Annotated in this window: 12 protein-coding genes; 7 read left to right on the top strand and 5 right to left on the bottom strand. The window is 48.2% G+C overall.

From position 1 onward, the window contains the following. The first annotated feature begins 425 nt into the window (after nucleotides 1-425). Nucleotides 426-836 (top strand): TIGR04076 family protein, encoded by a 411-nt coding sequence (locus tag QZN42_RS06100; RefSeq protein WP_296955356.1) that lies wholly within the window; start codon nucleotides 426-428, stop codon nucleotides 834-836. A gap of 181 nt (nucleotides 837-1017) precedes the next feature. Here the strand turns inward: QZN42_RS06100 and trxA are convergent, their stop codons facing one another. The 3 genes from trxA to QZN42_RS06085 all read right to left on the bottom strand — a co-directional run bounded on the left by trxA (nucleotide 1018) and on the right by QZN42_RS06085 (nucleotide 3366). Further along, entirely contained in the window at nucleotides 1018-1341 is a 324-nt protein-coding gene (gene trxA, locus QZN42_RS06095) for a thioredoxin (RefSeq protein WP_296955354.1), read from the bottom strand. A gap of 247 nt (nucleotides 1342-1588) precedes the next feature. Further along, nucleotides 1589-2158, bottom strand: a complete 570-nt coding sequence (locus QZN42_RS06090; RefSeq protein ID WP_296955351.1) for a nitroreductase family protein — start codon at nucleotides 2156-2158, stop codon at nucleotides 1589-1591. A gap of 524 nt (nucleotides 2159-2682) precedes the next feature. Continuing rightward, nucleotides 2683-3366, bottom strand: coding sequence for a TetR/AcrR family transcriptional regulator (locus tag QZN42_RS06085; RefSeq protein WP_296955349.1), 684 nt, complete (start codon nucleotides 3364-3366; stop codon nucleotides 2683-2685). Between the two features lie 1274 nt (nucleotides 3367-4640). Here QZN42_RS06085 and QZN42_RS06080 point away from each other — a divergent pair. Further along, nucleotides 4641-5222 (top strand): hypothetical protein, encoded by a 582-nt coding sequence (locus tag QZN42_RS06080; RefSeq protein ID WP_296955346.1) that lies wholly within the window; start codon nucleotides 4641-4643, stop codon nucleotides 5220-5222. Nucleotides 5223-5333: 111 nt separating this feature from the next. After that, on the top strand, nucleotides 5334-7112 hold the full coding sequence (locus QZN42_RS06075; RefSeq protein WP_296955343.1) for a carbon starvation protein A: 1779 nt from the start codon (nucleotides 5334-5336) through the stop codon (nucleotides 7110-7112). Between the two features lie 568 nt (nucleotides 7113-7680). Here QZN42_RS06075 and nrdG read toward each other — a convergent pair. After that, on the bottom strand, nucleotides 7681-8235 hold the full coding sequence (gene nrdG / locus QZN42_RS06070; protein ID WP_296955340.1) for an anaerobic ribonucleoside-triphosphate reductase activating protein: 555 nt from the start codon (nucleotides 8233-8235) through the stop codon (nucleotides 7681-7683). A gap of 787 nt (nucleotides 8236-9022) precedes the next feature. Between nrdG and QZN42_RS06065 the strand changes: the two genes are divergently transcribed. Together QZN42_RS06065 and QZN42_RS06060 are read left to right on the top strand one after the other, a co-directional pair. After that, a complete protein-coding gene (locus QZN42_RS06065; RefSeq protein ID WP_296955338.1) occupies nucleotides 9023-10798 on the top strand; it encodes an SWIM zinc finger domain-containing protein in 1776 nt (591 codons plus the stop codon). Further along, entirely contained in the window at nucleotides 10795-12498 is a 1704-nt protein-coding gene (locus QZN42_RS06060; RefSeq protein WP_296955335.1) for an SWIM zinc finger domain-containing protein, read from the top strand. Before QZN42_RS06065 ends, QZN42_RS06060 begins: the two co-directional genes overlap by 4 nt. A 132-nt stretch (nucleotides 12499-12630) precedes the next feature. Here QZN42_RS06060 and nrdD read toward each other — a convergent pair whose 3' ends face one another. Beyond that, nucleotides 12631-14832, bottom strand: coding sequence for an anaerobic ribonucleoside-triphosphate reductase (gene nrdD, locus QZN42_RS06055; RefSeq protein ID WP_296955332.1), 2202 nt, complete (start codon nucleotides 14830-14832; stop codon nucleotides 12631-12633). Between the two features lie 399 nt (nucleotides 14833-15231). On the opposite strand from nrdD, the gene QZN42_RS06050 reads away from it, so the two are divergent. Next, nucleotides 15232-15906: a hypothetical protein gene (locus QZN42_RS06050; protein ID WP_296955329.1), complete on the top strand. Its 675-nt coding sequence runs from the start codon at nucleotides 15232-15234 to the stop codon at nucleotides 15904-15906. Nucleotides 15907-15954: 48 nt separating this feature from the next. Next, nucleotides 15955-16221: a DUF1294 domain-containing protein gene (locus tag QZN42_RS06045; RefSeq protein WP_296955325.1), complete on the top strand. Its 267-nt coding sequence runs from the start codon at nucleotides 15955-15957 to the stop codon at nucleotides 16219-16221. Nucleotides 16222-16500: the final 279 nt, after the last annotated feature.

Here is a 16500-nt window from a genome sequence, read left to right as displayed (position 1 = left end):
ACATTCAGGTTCCTGAAGGATTTCCCGGGGGCCCTTTCTCCTGCCTCCGACTATATAGTACAAAAAGTTGATTTTATTTTTACTTTTTTATTATTAAATGTTTTTATGTGAAGCTGAGAGAGTTATTTATATGGGGTTTATCCGAGTGGCAGGAGATAAGTGATAAGTGATAAGTGGTAAGTGGTAAGTGAAGGAGGCGGCCCTGATGGGCTGCAATTTTTTATGGGGACTTTGCACAGGCGGGGTGAAAGCTCATTAGCAGTGGCAGCCCGCCGAAGGCCGTGCGCGATAGCGCACTACATAAATTGGTTTCCGCAGGAAACCATATCCATCACTTACCACTGATCACTCCACACTTATCACTTTTTTGACTATAATAAAGAAAAAAGTCATTATGAAAGTATTCAATACGAAAGGAGTCCGTTATGAGACACGAATGTAGAATCACGGTCCTGGAGACGAAGGTATTTCCTTCTTATCAGAAGAAATATCTGGCTGATCCGAATTCGGGGAAATGTCCCTGTTTCAAAAAGGGGGATACCTTCCTTCTGAGGCGGACGCCTGAGCAGGATGATTTCTATCATCTCATGAATGGCCGGTTCTGCGGGGAGGCCTGGGATGCCATCAGCCGCTATGTGTATACGGCCCTTCAGGGAGGGTCCATCATGCATGGCTGGACCAATGATGAACGGATCATGATTGCCTGCTGCAATGACGGGACAAGACCGGTCATTTTCAAAATAGAGCGGATCGATATCCCGGAAACGGAAGAGGAGAAGGAATGGCTCGCGAAGCAGGATTTCCATAATTCGGCGGATGATGCCTATACGGGTTAACCGGATTTCATTTTTAAAATTGGAATAATTATAAAACCGCCCATCACTGAGGGGCGGTTTTATTTGAAAGTATGAGTTTTTCAGTAAATCAGGGATTGTCTCCTAAAGGCGTAAGGGGTAAAGCCGGTTCCTGCTGTCGGTACAGGCCATTGACGGTCTTGAAGAACAGCGATGATGGCTCTTACTCCATCATATCCTGCAGCTGGTTCATGAATTCTTCCTGCGGGATGGCTCCTACCATGCGGTTGACTTCTTCACCATCTTTGAAGAGGATGATGGTAGGGATGGACATGATATCGAAGTCTCCTGCCAGTTCCTGCAGTTCGTCTACGTCTACTTTGCAGAAATTGATCTGGTCGCCTAGTACTTTTTCTGCATTTTCAAGGACCGGTGCCATCATGCGGCAGGGGCCGCACCAGGTAGCCCAGAAGTCGATGAGGCTGTAGCCTGCGTGGTTTGCGATTTCTTTTTCAAATTCTTCATTGCTGTGGATTTCGGTAATCATAGGTATCTCTCCTTAATGAGTAATATTTAATTATTTCGATATATTCATTATACCATAAAGTGATTTTTCGTCAAGAGAGGTAATTCCGGTTTTTCATGGATGGGGATTCCTGGTCTTTCCTGATTACGAAAAGGCGCGCTTCACAAAATGGATGCGCGCCTCAATCACTAAAAACCAATAACTAATAACTGATAACTTTCTACAGCAAGTTTGTGAAATTTATATTTTCCCTGTTATCCGTCAGGAATCAGGATTCGCCCCAGTCGGTGCGCGGGTCTCTTTTCAGCACTTCCTGTGCCTGGGTGTGTTTACCGTAGAGATCATAGGAAATGGCCCTTTCATCGAAACGGTTGATCCGCACGGGGCGTCTTTCTGCATAGCCCACGGCGATCATGCAGAAAGCTTCCGCTCCATCGTCGGGAAGGTCCAGGAGGTGATTGATTTTGATTTTTCTGTCCTGGTAGGGATAAACCTGCATCCAGAGAGTGGCAAGGCCGAGATGTTCTGCTTCGATCAGGATATTCTGGGCAGCGGCTGCGCAGTCGAAGGTCCATTCCTCAGGGAAAGAAATGCCTTCTTTTTTGCCTACGATGACGATGACTGCGGAAGCCCTTCTGGCAGGGCCTGCGATGATGCTGTTATAGGAAAGGGAAGTGACCAGATCCTCCCGGGTGACAATGATGAAATCGCGGGATTTCTGGTTGCCTACAGCCCGGGCCTGCATGCCTGCTTTCACCAGCGTGAGCAGCTGGTCATCGGGGATGGGGGTGAGCTTTTTGAAATACCGGCAGGTTCCTCTCCTGAAAATTTCGTCCATAATGATTCCTCCTTTGAAAGTATTATTATTATTCCGTTTCCTTTATTTCTATTATATCATGCCTCACAGGAATCGTGGGTTTTTCAGCAGCGGCGGGTGGTGAAAAGTTGACAGGCACTGGCAGGAACTTTCCGACTCATTCCGGAGATTGTCATCCTTTTATATAGATTTTTCTTTTTAACCTGTTCAATATAGAATTCCGCCAGTCCCTTTTTATGCATTCATAAAAAGGGGGTGCCGGGACCGGTATACTTTCTTTAAAAACTTCAGGGAAATAGTTATCAGCTGAGGCGGGCTTTTAGATAGTAAGAGGCGGCTATTTACATGTAATTTATGCTTTTTCAATGAGAACTATGTATGAAAAGGCCCGCCATTCAAAGATGCGGGCCTCTTTCACTGATAACTTTATCATTTCGGATAATTCAACATATTGTGTAATTATTGCAGGGCCCCGGGGTTGTGAATGAATTCATTTCTGACTCTGAAAATCAGCCGGGGCTCGTTGCTGTGATGAGGAAGCGGATTTATTCTTTCTCCGTTTCTTCTACCGGCGCATCCCGGAGATGCTTTCCGATGCAGCTCCAGAGTTCATCCCGTTCATGAAGGTGGGCGATGATACCGCTCATTTTATCCCGGGGGACCCCATGAAGGAAAAGGACCAGGGAGAGCACATGATCCGGATATTTCTCATAGTCAAAAGGCTCAATGAAATAATGGGCCATCACGTAACCGCTCATGGCGCTTCGTATGGTGAGGGCCTGATGGAAGGTTTCTTTCCTGGAGTAGGGGGTGGCGGTATTTTTAAAGAGTTCGTACACCAGCTCTGCATAGGTTTCCACGAATTTCTTGAAAATCGCGGGGGACGTATAGCCTGCGTAGAAACATTCGCATACGATGGGGCTGGCATGGATGGCATGCATTTCGACGGAGATGGCGGCGAGGCATTTGTAATCTTCCGATTCCCCTTCGCAGACTTCATCGATGCTTTTGATGCATTGCTTCGTGAGCGACAGGATGAGGGACTGAAAGATTTCGTCTTTATTTTTATACAGATAATAAATGCTCCCCGTCAGTATGCCTGACTTGTCCACGATCTGGCGGATGGTGGTTTTCTTGTAGCCCTGGGACGTGAAAAGGTCTTTGGCCGCATTCAGGATTTTGCGTCGTACGTCGATGGTATGCTGCAGAGACCACTGTCTCCCCTTCATAATAACACTCCCTGTCTCTGTTCCCGCAGTACTGAAAGCGGCGAGAAAATGGTCAAAAAGGATCGGCACTGTTTTCAATATGGATACGGGAGAAACCTATAAATTTCTGAAAATAGTATCGAAAAATATTTTCATAAAAAGTGAAAATATTTTATGAAATAGACTTGCAGTCAAGAAAAAAGATGAACCAATAATTATAGTTGAACATGGTCAACGATTAAAAATCCCAAAAGCAGCTTCAACTCCCCGGAAAGCAGTCCGGGATACATAAAGGAGGTGGACTGAGCAGTCAATTGTTTCGAGTTTTCTGATCAGTTATAGCCCTCTCTCTGAAACCCTGAAAGTTTCCCCACTTTCGGGGTTTTTAGGTGCTGAAAAAGGGCGATGACAATGATGATCAGTCTCTTTTACCTTATACTTTATTATAAAGTATAAGGGGACGGTTGGGGATAGTTAAAATAGAAAATTTTTCGTATTTTCCAATCAATTTTTAAAACGAACAGGACCGGAATTTATGCAGCATAAGCTTTATGAATGAAGGTCCGGGTGGGCATAAAGAAATTTTATAATCGTTAAATGACTGAAAGTCATAAAAAGTACTTGCGCTTTTGGGAAAAGATGGTATAATAAACACATAAGTTGACCGGAAGTCAACTTATGACAGAGATCATTCCCTCACCGGTCTTAAATCCCCTTGAGACGGTGGGAAAGGAATCTTTACCATCAGGAGGTGAAGCTTACTTAGCGATTGTATCTGATTTTTCTGAATAATAATTACCCTCTCTCCCTAACCTGCCGGTTTCCCCACCGGCAGGTTTTCACGTGGATGGATTGATGGGCAGGAAAGCAGCAGACTTTCCATTTCCTGCGCCGGGCCTTCTCGGGGAAGCGTCAAGGCCTCGCATGAGGCAGGGGATTTCATATATATAGTATATAAATAAAGAACTAAATAAAGGGTGGGATAAAGAATGAAATAAAGAATGGCCCCGAGGATCCCGTCAGAAGAGGGAGAGCCGGAGCGGTATCCGTTTATTTTGCCATTATTTTCTTTTCATGCATTTACTTAAGTGGTATACTATATTCATAAAGGTGTCAATATTAAAGGAAAATAGTTTATAAGTAGCTACTAGAAACCATTGCTATAACAATATTTTAAACTTGCTATAGATAAGTTTTATTGGCTAATGGGAAAATTAAAGAGTATAGTTGTACCAACATCATCTAATCAAGTTTTTTATTTATTACATTTTATTATGCGTAGAAAGGAGGGGCTTATGGAGAACAGAAAGAGAGCGGTGGAAAGGCTGATATCCGGTTATCGCCGGTATTACAATATCACCCGTTTCGATGGCGGAATGCCGGAGGAAAACAAGGGACTTGCGGAAGCGGCCCGTTTGGAAACTCCTCATTTCACCGGAGATGCCCAGCTCTCCGCAGTATGTGAGTACTATGAACAGTTGGAGAAATATTTCTTTTTCCACTCGGCTAAGCTGTGGGCTACGGCGCAGGAGGAATTCCTGTTCATATTCAATGTGCCGCGTCTGACGCTGCCGCTGTTCGAAGAACTCAGGGATTATGCCCTGAACACGGGTATGGAGCTGGCCCATATAGGACCGGGTCACATGTATACCTACATTTCTCCCATATTCGTCTGTGGATCCATGGATGAAGATGCGAGAAAAGCATTGAAGAGATGCAAGTATTATAAGACCTTCCGCTTTTCCTTCCACGGATGGATGGAATACCATGTGGGGGCACTGGACCTCTCGACCGGCCGTTTTGATTTCAATTCTGCCGGAAAGTGCATGGAAAAAGGTCTGAAAAAAGTTTTTGAGAATTATGAATTGTTAGCTTAATCAGAGACCGCCCAGGCAGCATAGGATGATGGGAATCGGGCGGCGCGTGGTACAATTTCATAATGGCCAATGGCGGCCAAATCTACTGGTTTCCCTGGAAAGGGGGATAAAATGAATACTTTAGTTTTATTGGCAGTTTGTTTAGTAATTCTGCTGTGCGGCTATATTTTCTACGGCCGCTGGCTCGTTAAGCAGTGGGGTGTAGGCGAAGGCGACATCCCGACTCCGGCTCACACCATGGAAGATGGTGTCGACTATGTACCGGCAAAAGCTCCGGTCCTCATGGGCCATCACTTCTCCTCCATCGCCGGCGCAGGCCCAATCACCGGACCGATTGCCGCAGCTATGTTTGGCTGGCTCCCGGTTACCCTCTGGGTACTGGTAGGTGGTATCTTCTTCGGCGGCGTTCATGATTTCGGCGCTCTTTTTGCGTCTGTTCGTCACAATGGCCAGTCCATCGGTGAAATCATTGAAGCCAACATGTCCAAGAAGGCAAAACAGCTCTTCATTATTTTCTCCTACCTCACCCTGATTCTTGTCGTTGCAGCATTTGCAGCTATCGTAGCTTCCACTTTCGGCGCTACCTTTGAAAACGGCGTACTCAACGAAGCAAAGAGTGCTACCCCGGCATCCGTTGCCATGGTATCCATCCTCTTCATTGTTATTGCAATTATTTTTGGTTTTACCGTTTATCGCCGTCATGCATCTTTCGCAGTATCCACTCTCTGCGGTGTAGCTGCCATCGTCATCTGCATGGCTGTCGGCATGAATTTCCATCCGTTCTATTTCACCACCACCACCTGGATGTGGCTGGTTGGTCTCTACATTACCATAGCATCCGTAACTCCTGTCTGGATTCTCCTGCAGCCACGCGATTACCTGTCTTCTTTCTTACTCTATGCAATGCTCATCGTTGCTATCATCGGCATTGTAGGCGCTCATCCTGACATCAACCCGGATCTCTTCCCGGCATTCACCAATTTCGTTGTAACCAACAAGGCAGGCACCCAGTACCTGTTCCCGATCCTGTTCACCACCGTAGCTTGCGGCGCTATTTCCGGTTTCCATTCTCTCGTATCCTCCGGCACCACTTCCAAACAGCTGGATAAAGAAAAGGATGCAAGACCGATTGCTTACGGCGGCATGCTTCTGGAATGCGTACTCGCTATCATCACCCTCTGCGCTATCGCCTACGCTAGAGAAACAGGCCATGTAAAAGGCGCAACCGATATTTTCGCAGGCGGCATCGCAGCTATGATCGCAGCCATCCCGGGATTCTCCGGCATGGAAAATATCATGTACACCCTGCTGGTTCTGACCTATTCCGCATTCTGCCTCACCTCTCTTGATACCGCAACCAGACTTGCGCGCTTCATGTTCCAGGAATTCTGGCTCGAACCTGGCCAGACCCCGAAGGATATCAAGGGCGGTTTCAAGAAACTCATGGTTAACCCCTACTTTGCAACCATCCTCACTGTAATCCTCGGCATCATGCTCGGCATGGGCGGATTTGCCAAGATCTGGGGCCTCTTCGGCGCAGCTAACCAGCTGCTCGCAGCTATCGGCCTCATTGCAGTAGCAGCATGGCTCGGCAACGCAGGCAAGAACAACAAGATGTTCCTCGTACCGATGTCTTTCATGCTGGTTGTTACTATTTCTTCTCTGGCAATCATCGTTAAGAACCAGACCGGAATGATCATGAAAGGCGCTGCCGACTGGGGTCCTTACGCTCAGGCAATCATCGGAGCACTCCTGATCATCCTGGCTCTCCAGCTGGCTGTAGAAGGTTACAAGACCGTTATGCATCCCCATGCTGAAAAGAAAGTCTTCGGCGAACCCACTGAAACCCAGATGGACGAAGGCGAACTTCTCGGCGACGATAAGGACTGATCCTTCTCTGTAGAGTGGAAATAAAAAAGCCGACCTCGAAAGGGGCCGGTTTTTTAGTGCGTCAATGGAGAGATAGCTGGTTGGAGTCAGCTGCTGTAATCGGATTGCGGATTTCGGATTGCGGGAAGGTGTGCCCCTGACGGGGCACGAATTTTATATGGGGACTTTGCACAGGCATTATGAAAATCCCCGAATAGCCCAATATATTGCGTCAATGTTTCAAAGAAATACAATATTTGCCATTTCTGGCATTTAGAATGAGAAGAATAGGAATTATATCCTTGAAGCGCGGGGGACGCTGGGAAGGCCCTTTTTTCGCGTTTTTGAAAGGATTGTACTCTGAGAAGAGATGCACTTCAGAACAAACAGGATTCTTTTCTCCGAAACGGGAAATTTAAAATTTACAACTGGCGGGTGCCAGCCATTAGCCATTAACCATTAACCTCAATGCACGATTTCAGTGAAAATAGTTTTCCTTTCGGGATATAGCTTGCGGACCGGCAACCATTAACCTCAATGAAAAAGGCCCACCAAAGGCGGGCAGAATACAAAGATATTCCGTAAAATATCAGATCTTCGAATTCGGGCTCATGCTTGTATCGCCGGGATCCCAGGAGATGACCTTGCCCGATTTCAGGCTCTTCTGCACGTCGATGGTCCGCTGGTTGGACGATCCTTTGAAGAGGAGGGTCACGTCCTTTTTATCCAGCATGAATTCGCCATCCACCAGCACATCGATGCGCTTTAAAAGCTCCATGGTTTCCGGCATGGCTTTGACAAAGTGACCGAGGAGGTCTCTGTCATAAAGGTAGCCCGTGAAGCACCAGAGGGTTTTCTGCGGGTACATTTCCTTGAAACGGGTGACGAGGGAGAGGAGCCCTTTCTGGTTCACCGGTTCCATGGGTTCCCCGCCCAGGAGCGTCATGCCTTCATAGAATTCCTGGCCCACTTCCTTCAGGATGTAGTCTTCCACTTCCTTTGTGAACGGTTTGCCGTACCTGAAATCCCAGGTTTCCGGATTGAAGCAGCCCTTGCAGTGATGGGTGCAGCCGGAAACAAAGAGGGAAAGCCGGATGCCCGGGCCGTTGGAAATATCGTATTCTTTAATATTGGCGTAGTTCATGATTTTTTGTGCTCCTTTAGCGAGAAAATGGGATGAGTCTTTATCGGTATTCGGGGGTTAGCCTCACTGCGGCACGCCCCTTTTGCGTCTTTTTCGAGATTTCGGGGTGCGGGATGCGGGGTGCGGGGCGGATATGGTTTGCTGCGCAAACCAATTTTATGAAGTGCGCTTCGCGCACGGGCCTCTGGCCCCGCGGGGGAATAGAGGCAGAAGCGATGAGAGTGAAAGAGCAGTGTGCTCCTTTAGCGGGAAAATTGGTTTGAGTCTATAGCGGTATTCGGGTGTTAGTCTCACTGCGGCACGCCCCTTTTGCGTCTTTTTCGAGATTTCGGGGTGCGGGATGCGGGGTTCGGGGCGGATATGGTTTGCTGCGCAAACCAATTTTATGAAGTGCGCTGCGCGCACGGGCTTCTGGCCCTGCGGGGGAATAGAGGAAGAAAGTGAAAGAGCAGGGTGCTTCTTTATCGGTATTCGTGGGTTAGCCTCATCACGGCACGTCACTGCACGGTCACGTTCGAGACTTCGTGGTTCATGAAGGATATGGTTTGCTGCGCAAACCAATTTTATGAAGTGCGCTTCGCGCATGGGCCTCCGGCACCAAGGGTATATTTCTATTTTATCAGTCAGGGCAGTGCGGAATTTTGTGTACTTGCGCTACACTGATAATACATATTGTACCTTTATTACTGCTTAAATACAATAGGTACCATATATTTCTAATTTCTGTACAATGAGCTGTCAGATGTATTATGATAAAAAGAAAGTCCTATCGATGAAGGAGGAAATCATGCTGAATAAGGACTGGAAGGTTCTTTTCTCGAAGACCATTCTGGGGCGGGGAAAGAAGTATGCCCTGGAAGGGGCTGTGGAAAAGCTTATGAAGGAGGGAGACCGCCTGCGGGCTATCGTGATGGGAACGGGGAATTACCTGGTGGAAATGTCTCTCAGAAACGGGATGCCTGTGGCCATGGACTGCACCTGTCCCTATGCGTCGGACGGGAAGAATTGCAAGCATATGGCAGCCGTCCTTTTTGCGCTGGAAAATGAGGAAAAAGGAGAGTCCCTTCCTTCCACATTGCCGGAAGGGGGCGGGATTTTACCATCTCCCGGAAATAGTTCTCCCGTTATTCCGCCAGTGGTTTCTTTGCCGGGGAAAAAAGGTGTCCCGGTGCCTCAAATGCCCGCAAAGAAGACGGTCGATGAAATCATAGACGGTCTTTCCAAAGAGGAGCTGGCGAGCCTTATGAAGAAGATGGTGCGTCTGGATGATAATCTGGCAGACCTGGTCTATATACGGAAGCCCCCGAGCCTTTCCAAAGAGGAAATCAGGGAGTGGAAGCGGGAAATCAACAGCATTTTCAATCGTCATAAGAGGGGCGGCATGATTGAATATTACGATGCTTTTGATTTCCAGAGTGAAATCTGTGATTTCCTCGACACGAAAGTCACGGGTCTTTTAGACGCCGGTCATTTTGAGGAAGCTTTCGAGCTTTCCCGCTATATTTTCGTCAAACTGGGCAAAACGACCATTGACGATGACGGGGAAGTGGCCGCAATTTCCAATACCTGCATGAATCTCTGGCGGCGGATTGTGAAAGAATGCCCGAAGGAAATCCATGACAAAATCGACAGCTGGTTCAGGAAACATGCCTTTGACGGGTCCGTGGCGGATTACATGGAAGATTACCTGCAGGATTTCCTGCAGAATGAGCTGGCTACGGAGGAAGAACTCCGCCGGCAGCTTCTCGTGCTGGATGACCGGATTGACGCTTATGCCCATCGGACGGAAAGTCCCTATGTGCGGGATGTTTCCACCATAACCACCTCCGACGGGGTGTCGAAACGGATGGAAATCATGAAACGCCTGGGGGCGAGCGATGAGGAAATAGAAAAATGGCGTTATGCTCATCGCCATTTCCGGGTGATCCGGGAAGCCTATATGAAGGAAGCCGAGAAAAGCGGAAATACGGAAAAGCTGATTTCCCTTCTAAAAGAGGGGATAGAGGTGGAGAAAAATGGAGGAATCCGCAGCCCCCGCCTTTCCTATAGAAGGAAACTGGCGGATCTGTACTGTGCATCGGGCCTTGCCAAAGAGGAAATGGCAGAGCGCATGGCCCTTTTTGCGGAAGATCCGTCGCGGACCATCGTCGATTACAAACGGATTCGGCAGCTCTCTCCGGCGGCTGACTGGCCGTCGGTGAAGGAAAAACTTCTCACTAAAACCGCCGGAGGTATCCGTCTGGAAATATGCGAAGAAGAGGGCATGACAGAGGAACTTTATCAGGAAGTCATGAAGGAGCCGGACCTCTCTTTACTGAACCGGTACGGATACATGCTGGAAAAAGTGGATGGAAAAGCGTTTCTTTCCGCTTATGCCGCCCTTCTGGATACAATGGCAGAAGACGCCAGGGGCCGCAAGGCCTATGAGGCCCTGATTCGGGAGCTGTCTCGGCTGACGAAATTCAATGGCGGGCGGGACCTGGCCGGGAAACTGGCAGAGAAATGGATGAATCAGCGGCCCGGAAGAAGGCTTCTCAACATTCAACTGGAGGAATTTTTATGACGAAAAAGAACTGGACCCATTTATTTCCCGATTCTATTCTGGAAAAGGGAGAAGATTATGCGGACAATGGCGCGGTAAAAGATTTAAAGGTACAGGATGATCGGATCAGTGCCGTGGTGAGCGGGAATTACGATTATTGGGTGACGATTGAGCTGAAAGATGGATTCCCCGATTCCCTGCGCTGCTCCTGCCCCTATGCGGTGGAAGGAAATTATTGCAAACACATGGCGGCCGTCCTCTTCAAGGCGGAGGAAAGGAAGAATGGTGCCGGGAGCACGGATGAACTGGAAGAAATCGTAAAGGAAATGCCCAGGGAAAAGCTGAATGCCTGGGCCCTTGAGGTCATCAGGAATCATGAGGAGCTGGCCAACGATTTCCTCGTCCGTTTTTCCCCAAAAATTTCTGATGCCCTGATGAAGAAGCTGAAAAAGGAGGCCGATGATATTTTCGATGAATTTGGCGATGAATATGTCGATTATATGGAAGCCGACGTTTTTTTCGCGGATATCGATCACTTTCTGGATGAGCGGGTGGAGACTCTTGTGAGTGAGGGCCATTACCTGGATGCCTTCGAGCTCTCACTCTACGTCTTCTTTGCGTTGAGTGACGCGGAAGAATATGTGGACTCCGACATGGAAGGCTCCTATGACCGGTGCATGGATATCTGGAAAGAAATCGTAGGTGCCTGCTCTGATATGGAGAAAAAGGCCATCAGGGAACGGCTCCTGAAAATCGCAAAGAAGGATTCCATCGATGAATACCTGCAGGATCTGATTTCAAACTTTATAGAAGAAGAACTCTGGTCGGAAGAAGAAAACAGGGAAGCCCTGAAAAAGCTGGACCGGGAAATCGATATCGGCATTCAAAACGGGGGAAAGCCTCCGGCCGGCTCTTCCTATGGGTCTCTTGGCGCCATGATGATGGACAGGATTCTCCTCATGGAGCGGCTTTCCATGGCGCCAAAGGAAATTGTGGACTATGAGAGAGCCCATATTTCCTATAAAGAAGTCAGGGACCACTACAAGTGGAAACTGGAACTGGGGAAGGACTGGGCGGGCCTGATTCCCCTTCTGGAAGAGGACAAGGGGAGAGCCGCCAGGGACTATGACCTGGAAAGCATCGCCAGGGAACTGGTGAAAGTTTACCATGAGACAGGAAACAGGGAAAAGGAACTGGAAAACCGGGTCTTCCTTTTCCTCCATAGTTCCTATAACAGCCTCGAAGAATTCAGGGAAATCAAAAATCTCTGCCCGAAGGAGAAATGGGAATCCTCCCGGCATGAGCTCATTGCCCATGTGAAAGACAGGAAAACGCGCTGCGAAATCCTGGCAGAGGAAGGCTTGCAAGAGGAACTGTACCGGGAAATCATGAAGGACAATGACATGGACTTCATTCATACCTATGGTCCATTTCTCTCCGGGAAATATGATCGTGAAATCCTTCAGCGATATGAAAAATATCTGGACGCCTATGCGGTCGATTCCCGCAGCCGGTATGCCTATTCGGTTCTTATTTCCGGTCTTTACAGGCTGCAGCAGTACAAAGGCGGAAAAGCGCTGGCCCGGAAGCTGGCAAAAGAATGGATGGCCGCGTATCCTACGAGAAAACTCCTGGTCAGTGAAATGGAAAATTATCTGAAAAAGAATAAAGACGTGAAAATCGCGGAGGATGGGACTCTTTTCTCAGCTTCCTGCACATGAATTCATAACGGCTGACGGCCGATAGCGAATAGTGCATCACAGATAATGAGTAACGAACAACGAATAAGATTTTCCGCACGAAAAAAGAGCTGTGCCCGGGCACAGCTCTTTTTGTATTTCTATTTCCAGATCTTACAGATGAAGCACTCTGTCCTTGATTTCCTGGGTTCTTCCCTGGTTCCAGAACTGGGTGCCGATGTAGCCGCAGGTTCTTCTGGCCACGCTCATCTTATGCTGGTCGCGGTTGCCGCAGTTCGGGCATTCCCAGACCAGTTTGCCATTGTCATCTTCCACGATCTTGATTTCTCCATCGTAACCGCAGACCATGCAGTAGTCGCTCTTTGTATTGAGTTCTGCATACATGATATTTTCATAGATGTATTTCATCACGGTCAGGACGGCCGGGATATTGGTCTGCATATTCGGCACTTCGATGTAGGAGATGGCGCCGCCCGGGGAGAGTCTCTGGAATTCGGATTCGAATTTCAGTTTATGGAAAGCATCGATTTTTTCAGCTACATGGACATGGTAGCTGTTGGTGATGTAGTTCTTGTCGGTAACGCCCGGGATGATGCCCCACCGTTTCTGGAGGCATTTGGCAAATTTGTAAGTGGTGGATTCCATAGGAGTGCCGTATACGGAGTAGGAAATATTTTCCGCTTTTCTCCATTCAGCGCATTTATCGTTCAGCTTCTGCATGACGGCAAGTCCGAACTTTCTGCCTTCGTCAGTGGTGTGGGAAACGCCCAGCATGCGTACGCACATTTCGTAGAGGCCTGCATAGCCCAGGGAAATGGTGGAGTAATTGTTGAAGAGAAGCTTGTCGATGGTTTCCCCTTTCTTCAGGCGTGCCAGGGCTCCGTACTGCCAGAGAATCGGAGCTACGTCGGAAACAGTGCCCAGGAGTCTTTCATGGCGGCAGCGGAGGGCTCTATGGCAGAGTTCCAGTCTTTCTTCGAAAATCTTCCAGAATTTATCCATGTCTCCGCCGGAGGAGCAGGCCACGTCTACCAGGTTGATGGTGACTACGCCCTGGTTGAAACGGCCGTAGTACTTGTGCTTTCCGCCTTCACCGAGACCTTCGATATCCGGGGTGAGGAAGGAGCGGCAGCCCATGCAGGGATAAATATCGCCGTTCTTGTATTCCTTCATAATCTTGGCGGAAATATAGTCCGGCACCATGCGCTTTGCGGTGCATTCGGCAGACAGCTTGGTGAGGTAGTAGTAGGGGGAGTCTTCGTGAATATTGTCTTCATCAAGGACGTAGATGAGTTTCGGGAAGGCCGGGGTGATCCATACGCCTTTTTCATTCTTTACGCCCTGCATGCGCTGGCGGAGCACTTCTTCGATGATCATGGCCAGATCCTGACGGGTCTGTCCTTCCGGTACTTCGTCCAGGTACATGAACATGGTGACGAATGGCGCCTGTCCGTTGCAGGTCATGAGGGTGATGAGCTGGTACTGGATGGTCTGGATGCCGGATTTGATTTCTTCCTTCAGGCGGCGTTCCACGATTTTGTTGATGATTTTTTCATCCAGCGCTTCGCCGGTTTCTTCTCTTTCCGCAATGACTTCTTTTGTAATCTTTTTGCGGGAAATGTCAACGAAAGGAGCCAGGTGTGCCAGGGTGAAGGACTGACCGCCATACTGGTTGGAGGCAACCTGGGCCACGATCTGGGTGGTCACGTTGCAGGCGGTGAAGAAGGAATGGGGCTTTTCAATCATGGTCTGGCTGATGACAGTACCATTCTGCAGCATATCTTCCAGATTGATAAGGTCGCAGTTGTGTTCACGCTGTGCGAAATAATCGGCATCATGGAAGTGGATGATCCCTTCGTCATGGGCTTTTACGATATCTTCCGGCAGCAGCAGGCGGCGGGTGAGGTCTTTGGATACTTCGCCGGCCATGTAGTCACGCTGGGTGGAATTGATGACAGGATTCTTGTTGGAATTTTCCTGCTTTACTTCTTCATTGGAGAGATCGATGAGGGAAAGAATGCCGTCATCGGTGGTATTGCTCTTGCGGGAGATTTCTCTCTTGTAACGATAGCGGACATATTTCTGGGCTACTTCATAGCCGCGCATTTCCATGATGCCCCGTTCGACCATATCCTGGATATCTTCCACATTTACCGCATGGGGATAGTTGGCAATCCTTTTGGCAATGGTATCGGCTACGGCACGGATCTGGTATACGTTCATCTGGTGAACCGGTTCCACTTCTTTATTGGCCTTGGTGATTGCGTTTACGATTTTGGAAATATCAAAGGTGACTTCCTGGCCGTTGCGCTTTATAACGTTCGTTTTTACATGAATTTCTTCCGAATTTTCCATTTTCCACACTCTCCTGCAGTAAATAAGCCGATTTTCTCCATGAAATCGGCATTGATGTAATATAGTCTGATTATACCAAATATTGGTCGCTTTTGAGATTGTAGACACAATATCTTGTGACGTGAGATATCATACAACAAATTCCGGAAAAAGGGAATACCCCTGAAGGGCCAATTTGTAATTCTAATGAAACGTTCGGTACCGTAAGCCGGCAAAAAAGCGTGAAAACGTCCGTAAAACAGGGATTTTCGATTTTTACGGTTTCTTGACCGAAGTGTTATGGAAAAATTTTATACAGGGTAAATGATGAGAATGGGAAGGAAATATTGAAAACGGGCTTTCCGATTTCCGGATGGCTATTTTCTTTTCTGACAATGTATAATAAGGAAAGAGGTGGTTATGATGAAATGTAAACGTTGGCTTTTGGCAGTTCTTCTCATGATGCTGCCTCTATCCGCCATGGCGAGTGATATTTCCACCATTTCCATCTGGAAGGATGGGGCCTTTGAGGATCTCCCCGTGCCTCCTCCTCCGGCGGATCCGGAAACGATCATTCCCGGAAAGATTCACCGCCATGCATCGGAAGCGGAGGAGTCTTTGCTGCTCCGGGCAGCCATTCTTGCTTACTTTGAAGGGGCGGACATGGACATTTCATCTCTTTCCTATGCCTTCAATGAGGCGGACCTTGACGGGGGAGAGAAAGAAGCGCTGGTGCTGGTGAGGGGCGATGAGATCGACCGCTCCGGACGGCCCATGCTCCTTATTTTTTCAAAGGACAGGGATGGTTTCCGGGAATGGGAGGAACTGGCAGGCATGGATTATCCCCTGATTATTCCCAAACGGAGTAAAAAGCAGGAGAGCGGCGTCCATTCGGACCTCTATTTCCTGTATACCGATGAAGAAGGGCATTCTTCCATCCGCAGACTGTCTCCGGAGGAAGGAATCTATCCGCCGGCGGTCAACGGAGAGCCGGCCGATGAAAAGTTGCTGAAAAAGCTGAAAGGGGATGCCTGGTTCTGCAGCCGCGATAAGAAGGGCAGGGAGATCACCTGGTTCAGCCTGGGGAGTGAATAGTTATTGGCAGTCAGGAGCCATAGTTGACTTGAGAGCGGGGGTTTTCTTTTGGATTATATTCTTATATATGCAGGGCTCATCAACATCATTACCTTTGCCCTGTACGGACTGGATAAGTGGAAAGCCATTCACGGGAAATGGCGGATTTCGGAAATGACGCTTCTTCTTGCTGCCCTGGCCGGCGGCGCAGCAGGCGCTTTTCTTGGCATGCGCGTCTTTCGTCATAAGACGAAGCACTGGAAATTCAGGATCCTCGTGCCTTTATTCCTGGCGCTGGAAATACTGGCTTTTGGGTATCTCCTTCTCCTGTACTGACAGCAGGCCCGGCTCGCCGGGCTTTTTGATTGGGAAAAAGCACTTTTCGGGCGTCAGCCCTGGAGTTTTCCGGAAGACGGCGTACAAAAAAGAAAGAAATGTTTACAAAAGTGAAAAGTGACTGTTAAACCAATTAGTATACAACATTTTTTCAAGTTTGTGGAAGTAAAATTTTCATGATTTTTTCAAAATATGCTATAATATAACCATAAGGGAAAGTGTTTATAACAGGGGAACCCCCGATGGTCCGGCAAGTTTCTGTATATTTCTTCACTGCAG

The organism is uncultured Dialister sp., from assembly GCA_900314595.1.
In the GTDB taxonomy this organism is placed as follows: Bacteria; Bacillota; Negativicutes; order Veillonellales; family Dialisteraceae; genus Dialister.
The sequence above is the reverse complement of the archived record's forward strand: the minus strand, read 5'-3'. Positions and strand labels throughout refer to the sequence as shown.

Excerpts from the sequence above, each read along its gene's own strand:
- QZN42_RS06100 (WP_296955356.1), top strand. The coding sequence starts at position 426 with ATGAGACACGAATGTAGAATCACGGTCCTGGAGACGAAGGTATTTCCT.
- trxA (WP_296955354.1), bottom strand. The coding sequence starts at position 1,341 with ATGATTACCGAAATCCACAGCAATGAAGAATTTGAAAAAGAAATCGCA.
- QZN42_RS06090 (WP_296955351.1), bottom strand. The coding sequence starts at position 2,158 with ATGGACGAAATTTTCAGGAGAGGAACCTGCCGGTATTTCAAAAAGCTC.
- QZN42_RS06085 (WP_296955349.1), bottom strand. The coding sequence starts at position 3,366 with ATGAAGGGGAGACAGTGGTCTCTGCAGCATACCATCGACGTACGACGC.
- QZN42_RS06080 (WP_296955346.1), top strand. The coding sequence starts at position 4,641 with ATGGAGAACAGAAAGAGAGCGGTGGAAAGGCTGATATCCGGTTATCGC.
- QZN42_RS06075 (WP_296955343.1), top strand. The coding sequence starts at position 5,334 with ATGAATACTTTAGTTTTATTGGCAGTTTGTTTAGTAATTCTGCTGTGC.
- nrdG (WP_296955340.1), bottom strand. The coding sequence starts at position 8,235 with ATGAACTACGCCAATATTAAAGAATACGATATTTCCAACGGCCCGGGC.
- QZN42_RS06065 (WP_296955338.1), top strand. The coding sequence starts at position 9,023 with ATGCTGAATAAGGACTGGAAGGTTCTTTTCTCGAAGACCATTCTGGGG.
- QZN42_RS06060 (WP_296955335.1), top strand. The coding sequence starts at position 10,795 with ATGACGAAAAAGAACTGGACCCATTTATTTCCCGATTCTATTCTGGAA.
- nrdD (WP_296955332.1), bottom strand. The coding sequence starts at position 14,832 with ATGGAAAATTCGGAAGAAATTCATGTAAAAACGAACGTTATAAAGCGC.
- QZN42_RS06050 (WP_296955329.1), top strand. The coding sequence starts at position 15,232 with ATGATGAAATGTAAACGTTGGCTTTTGGCAGTTCTTCTCATGATGCTG.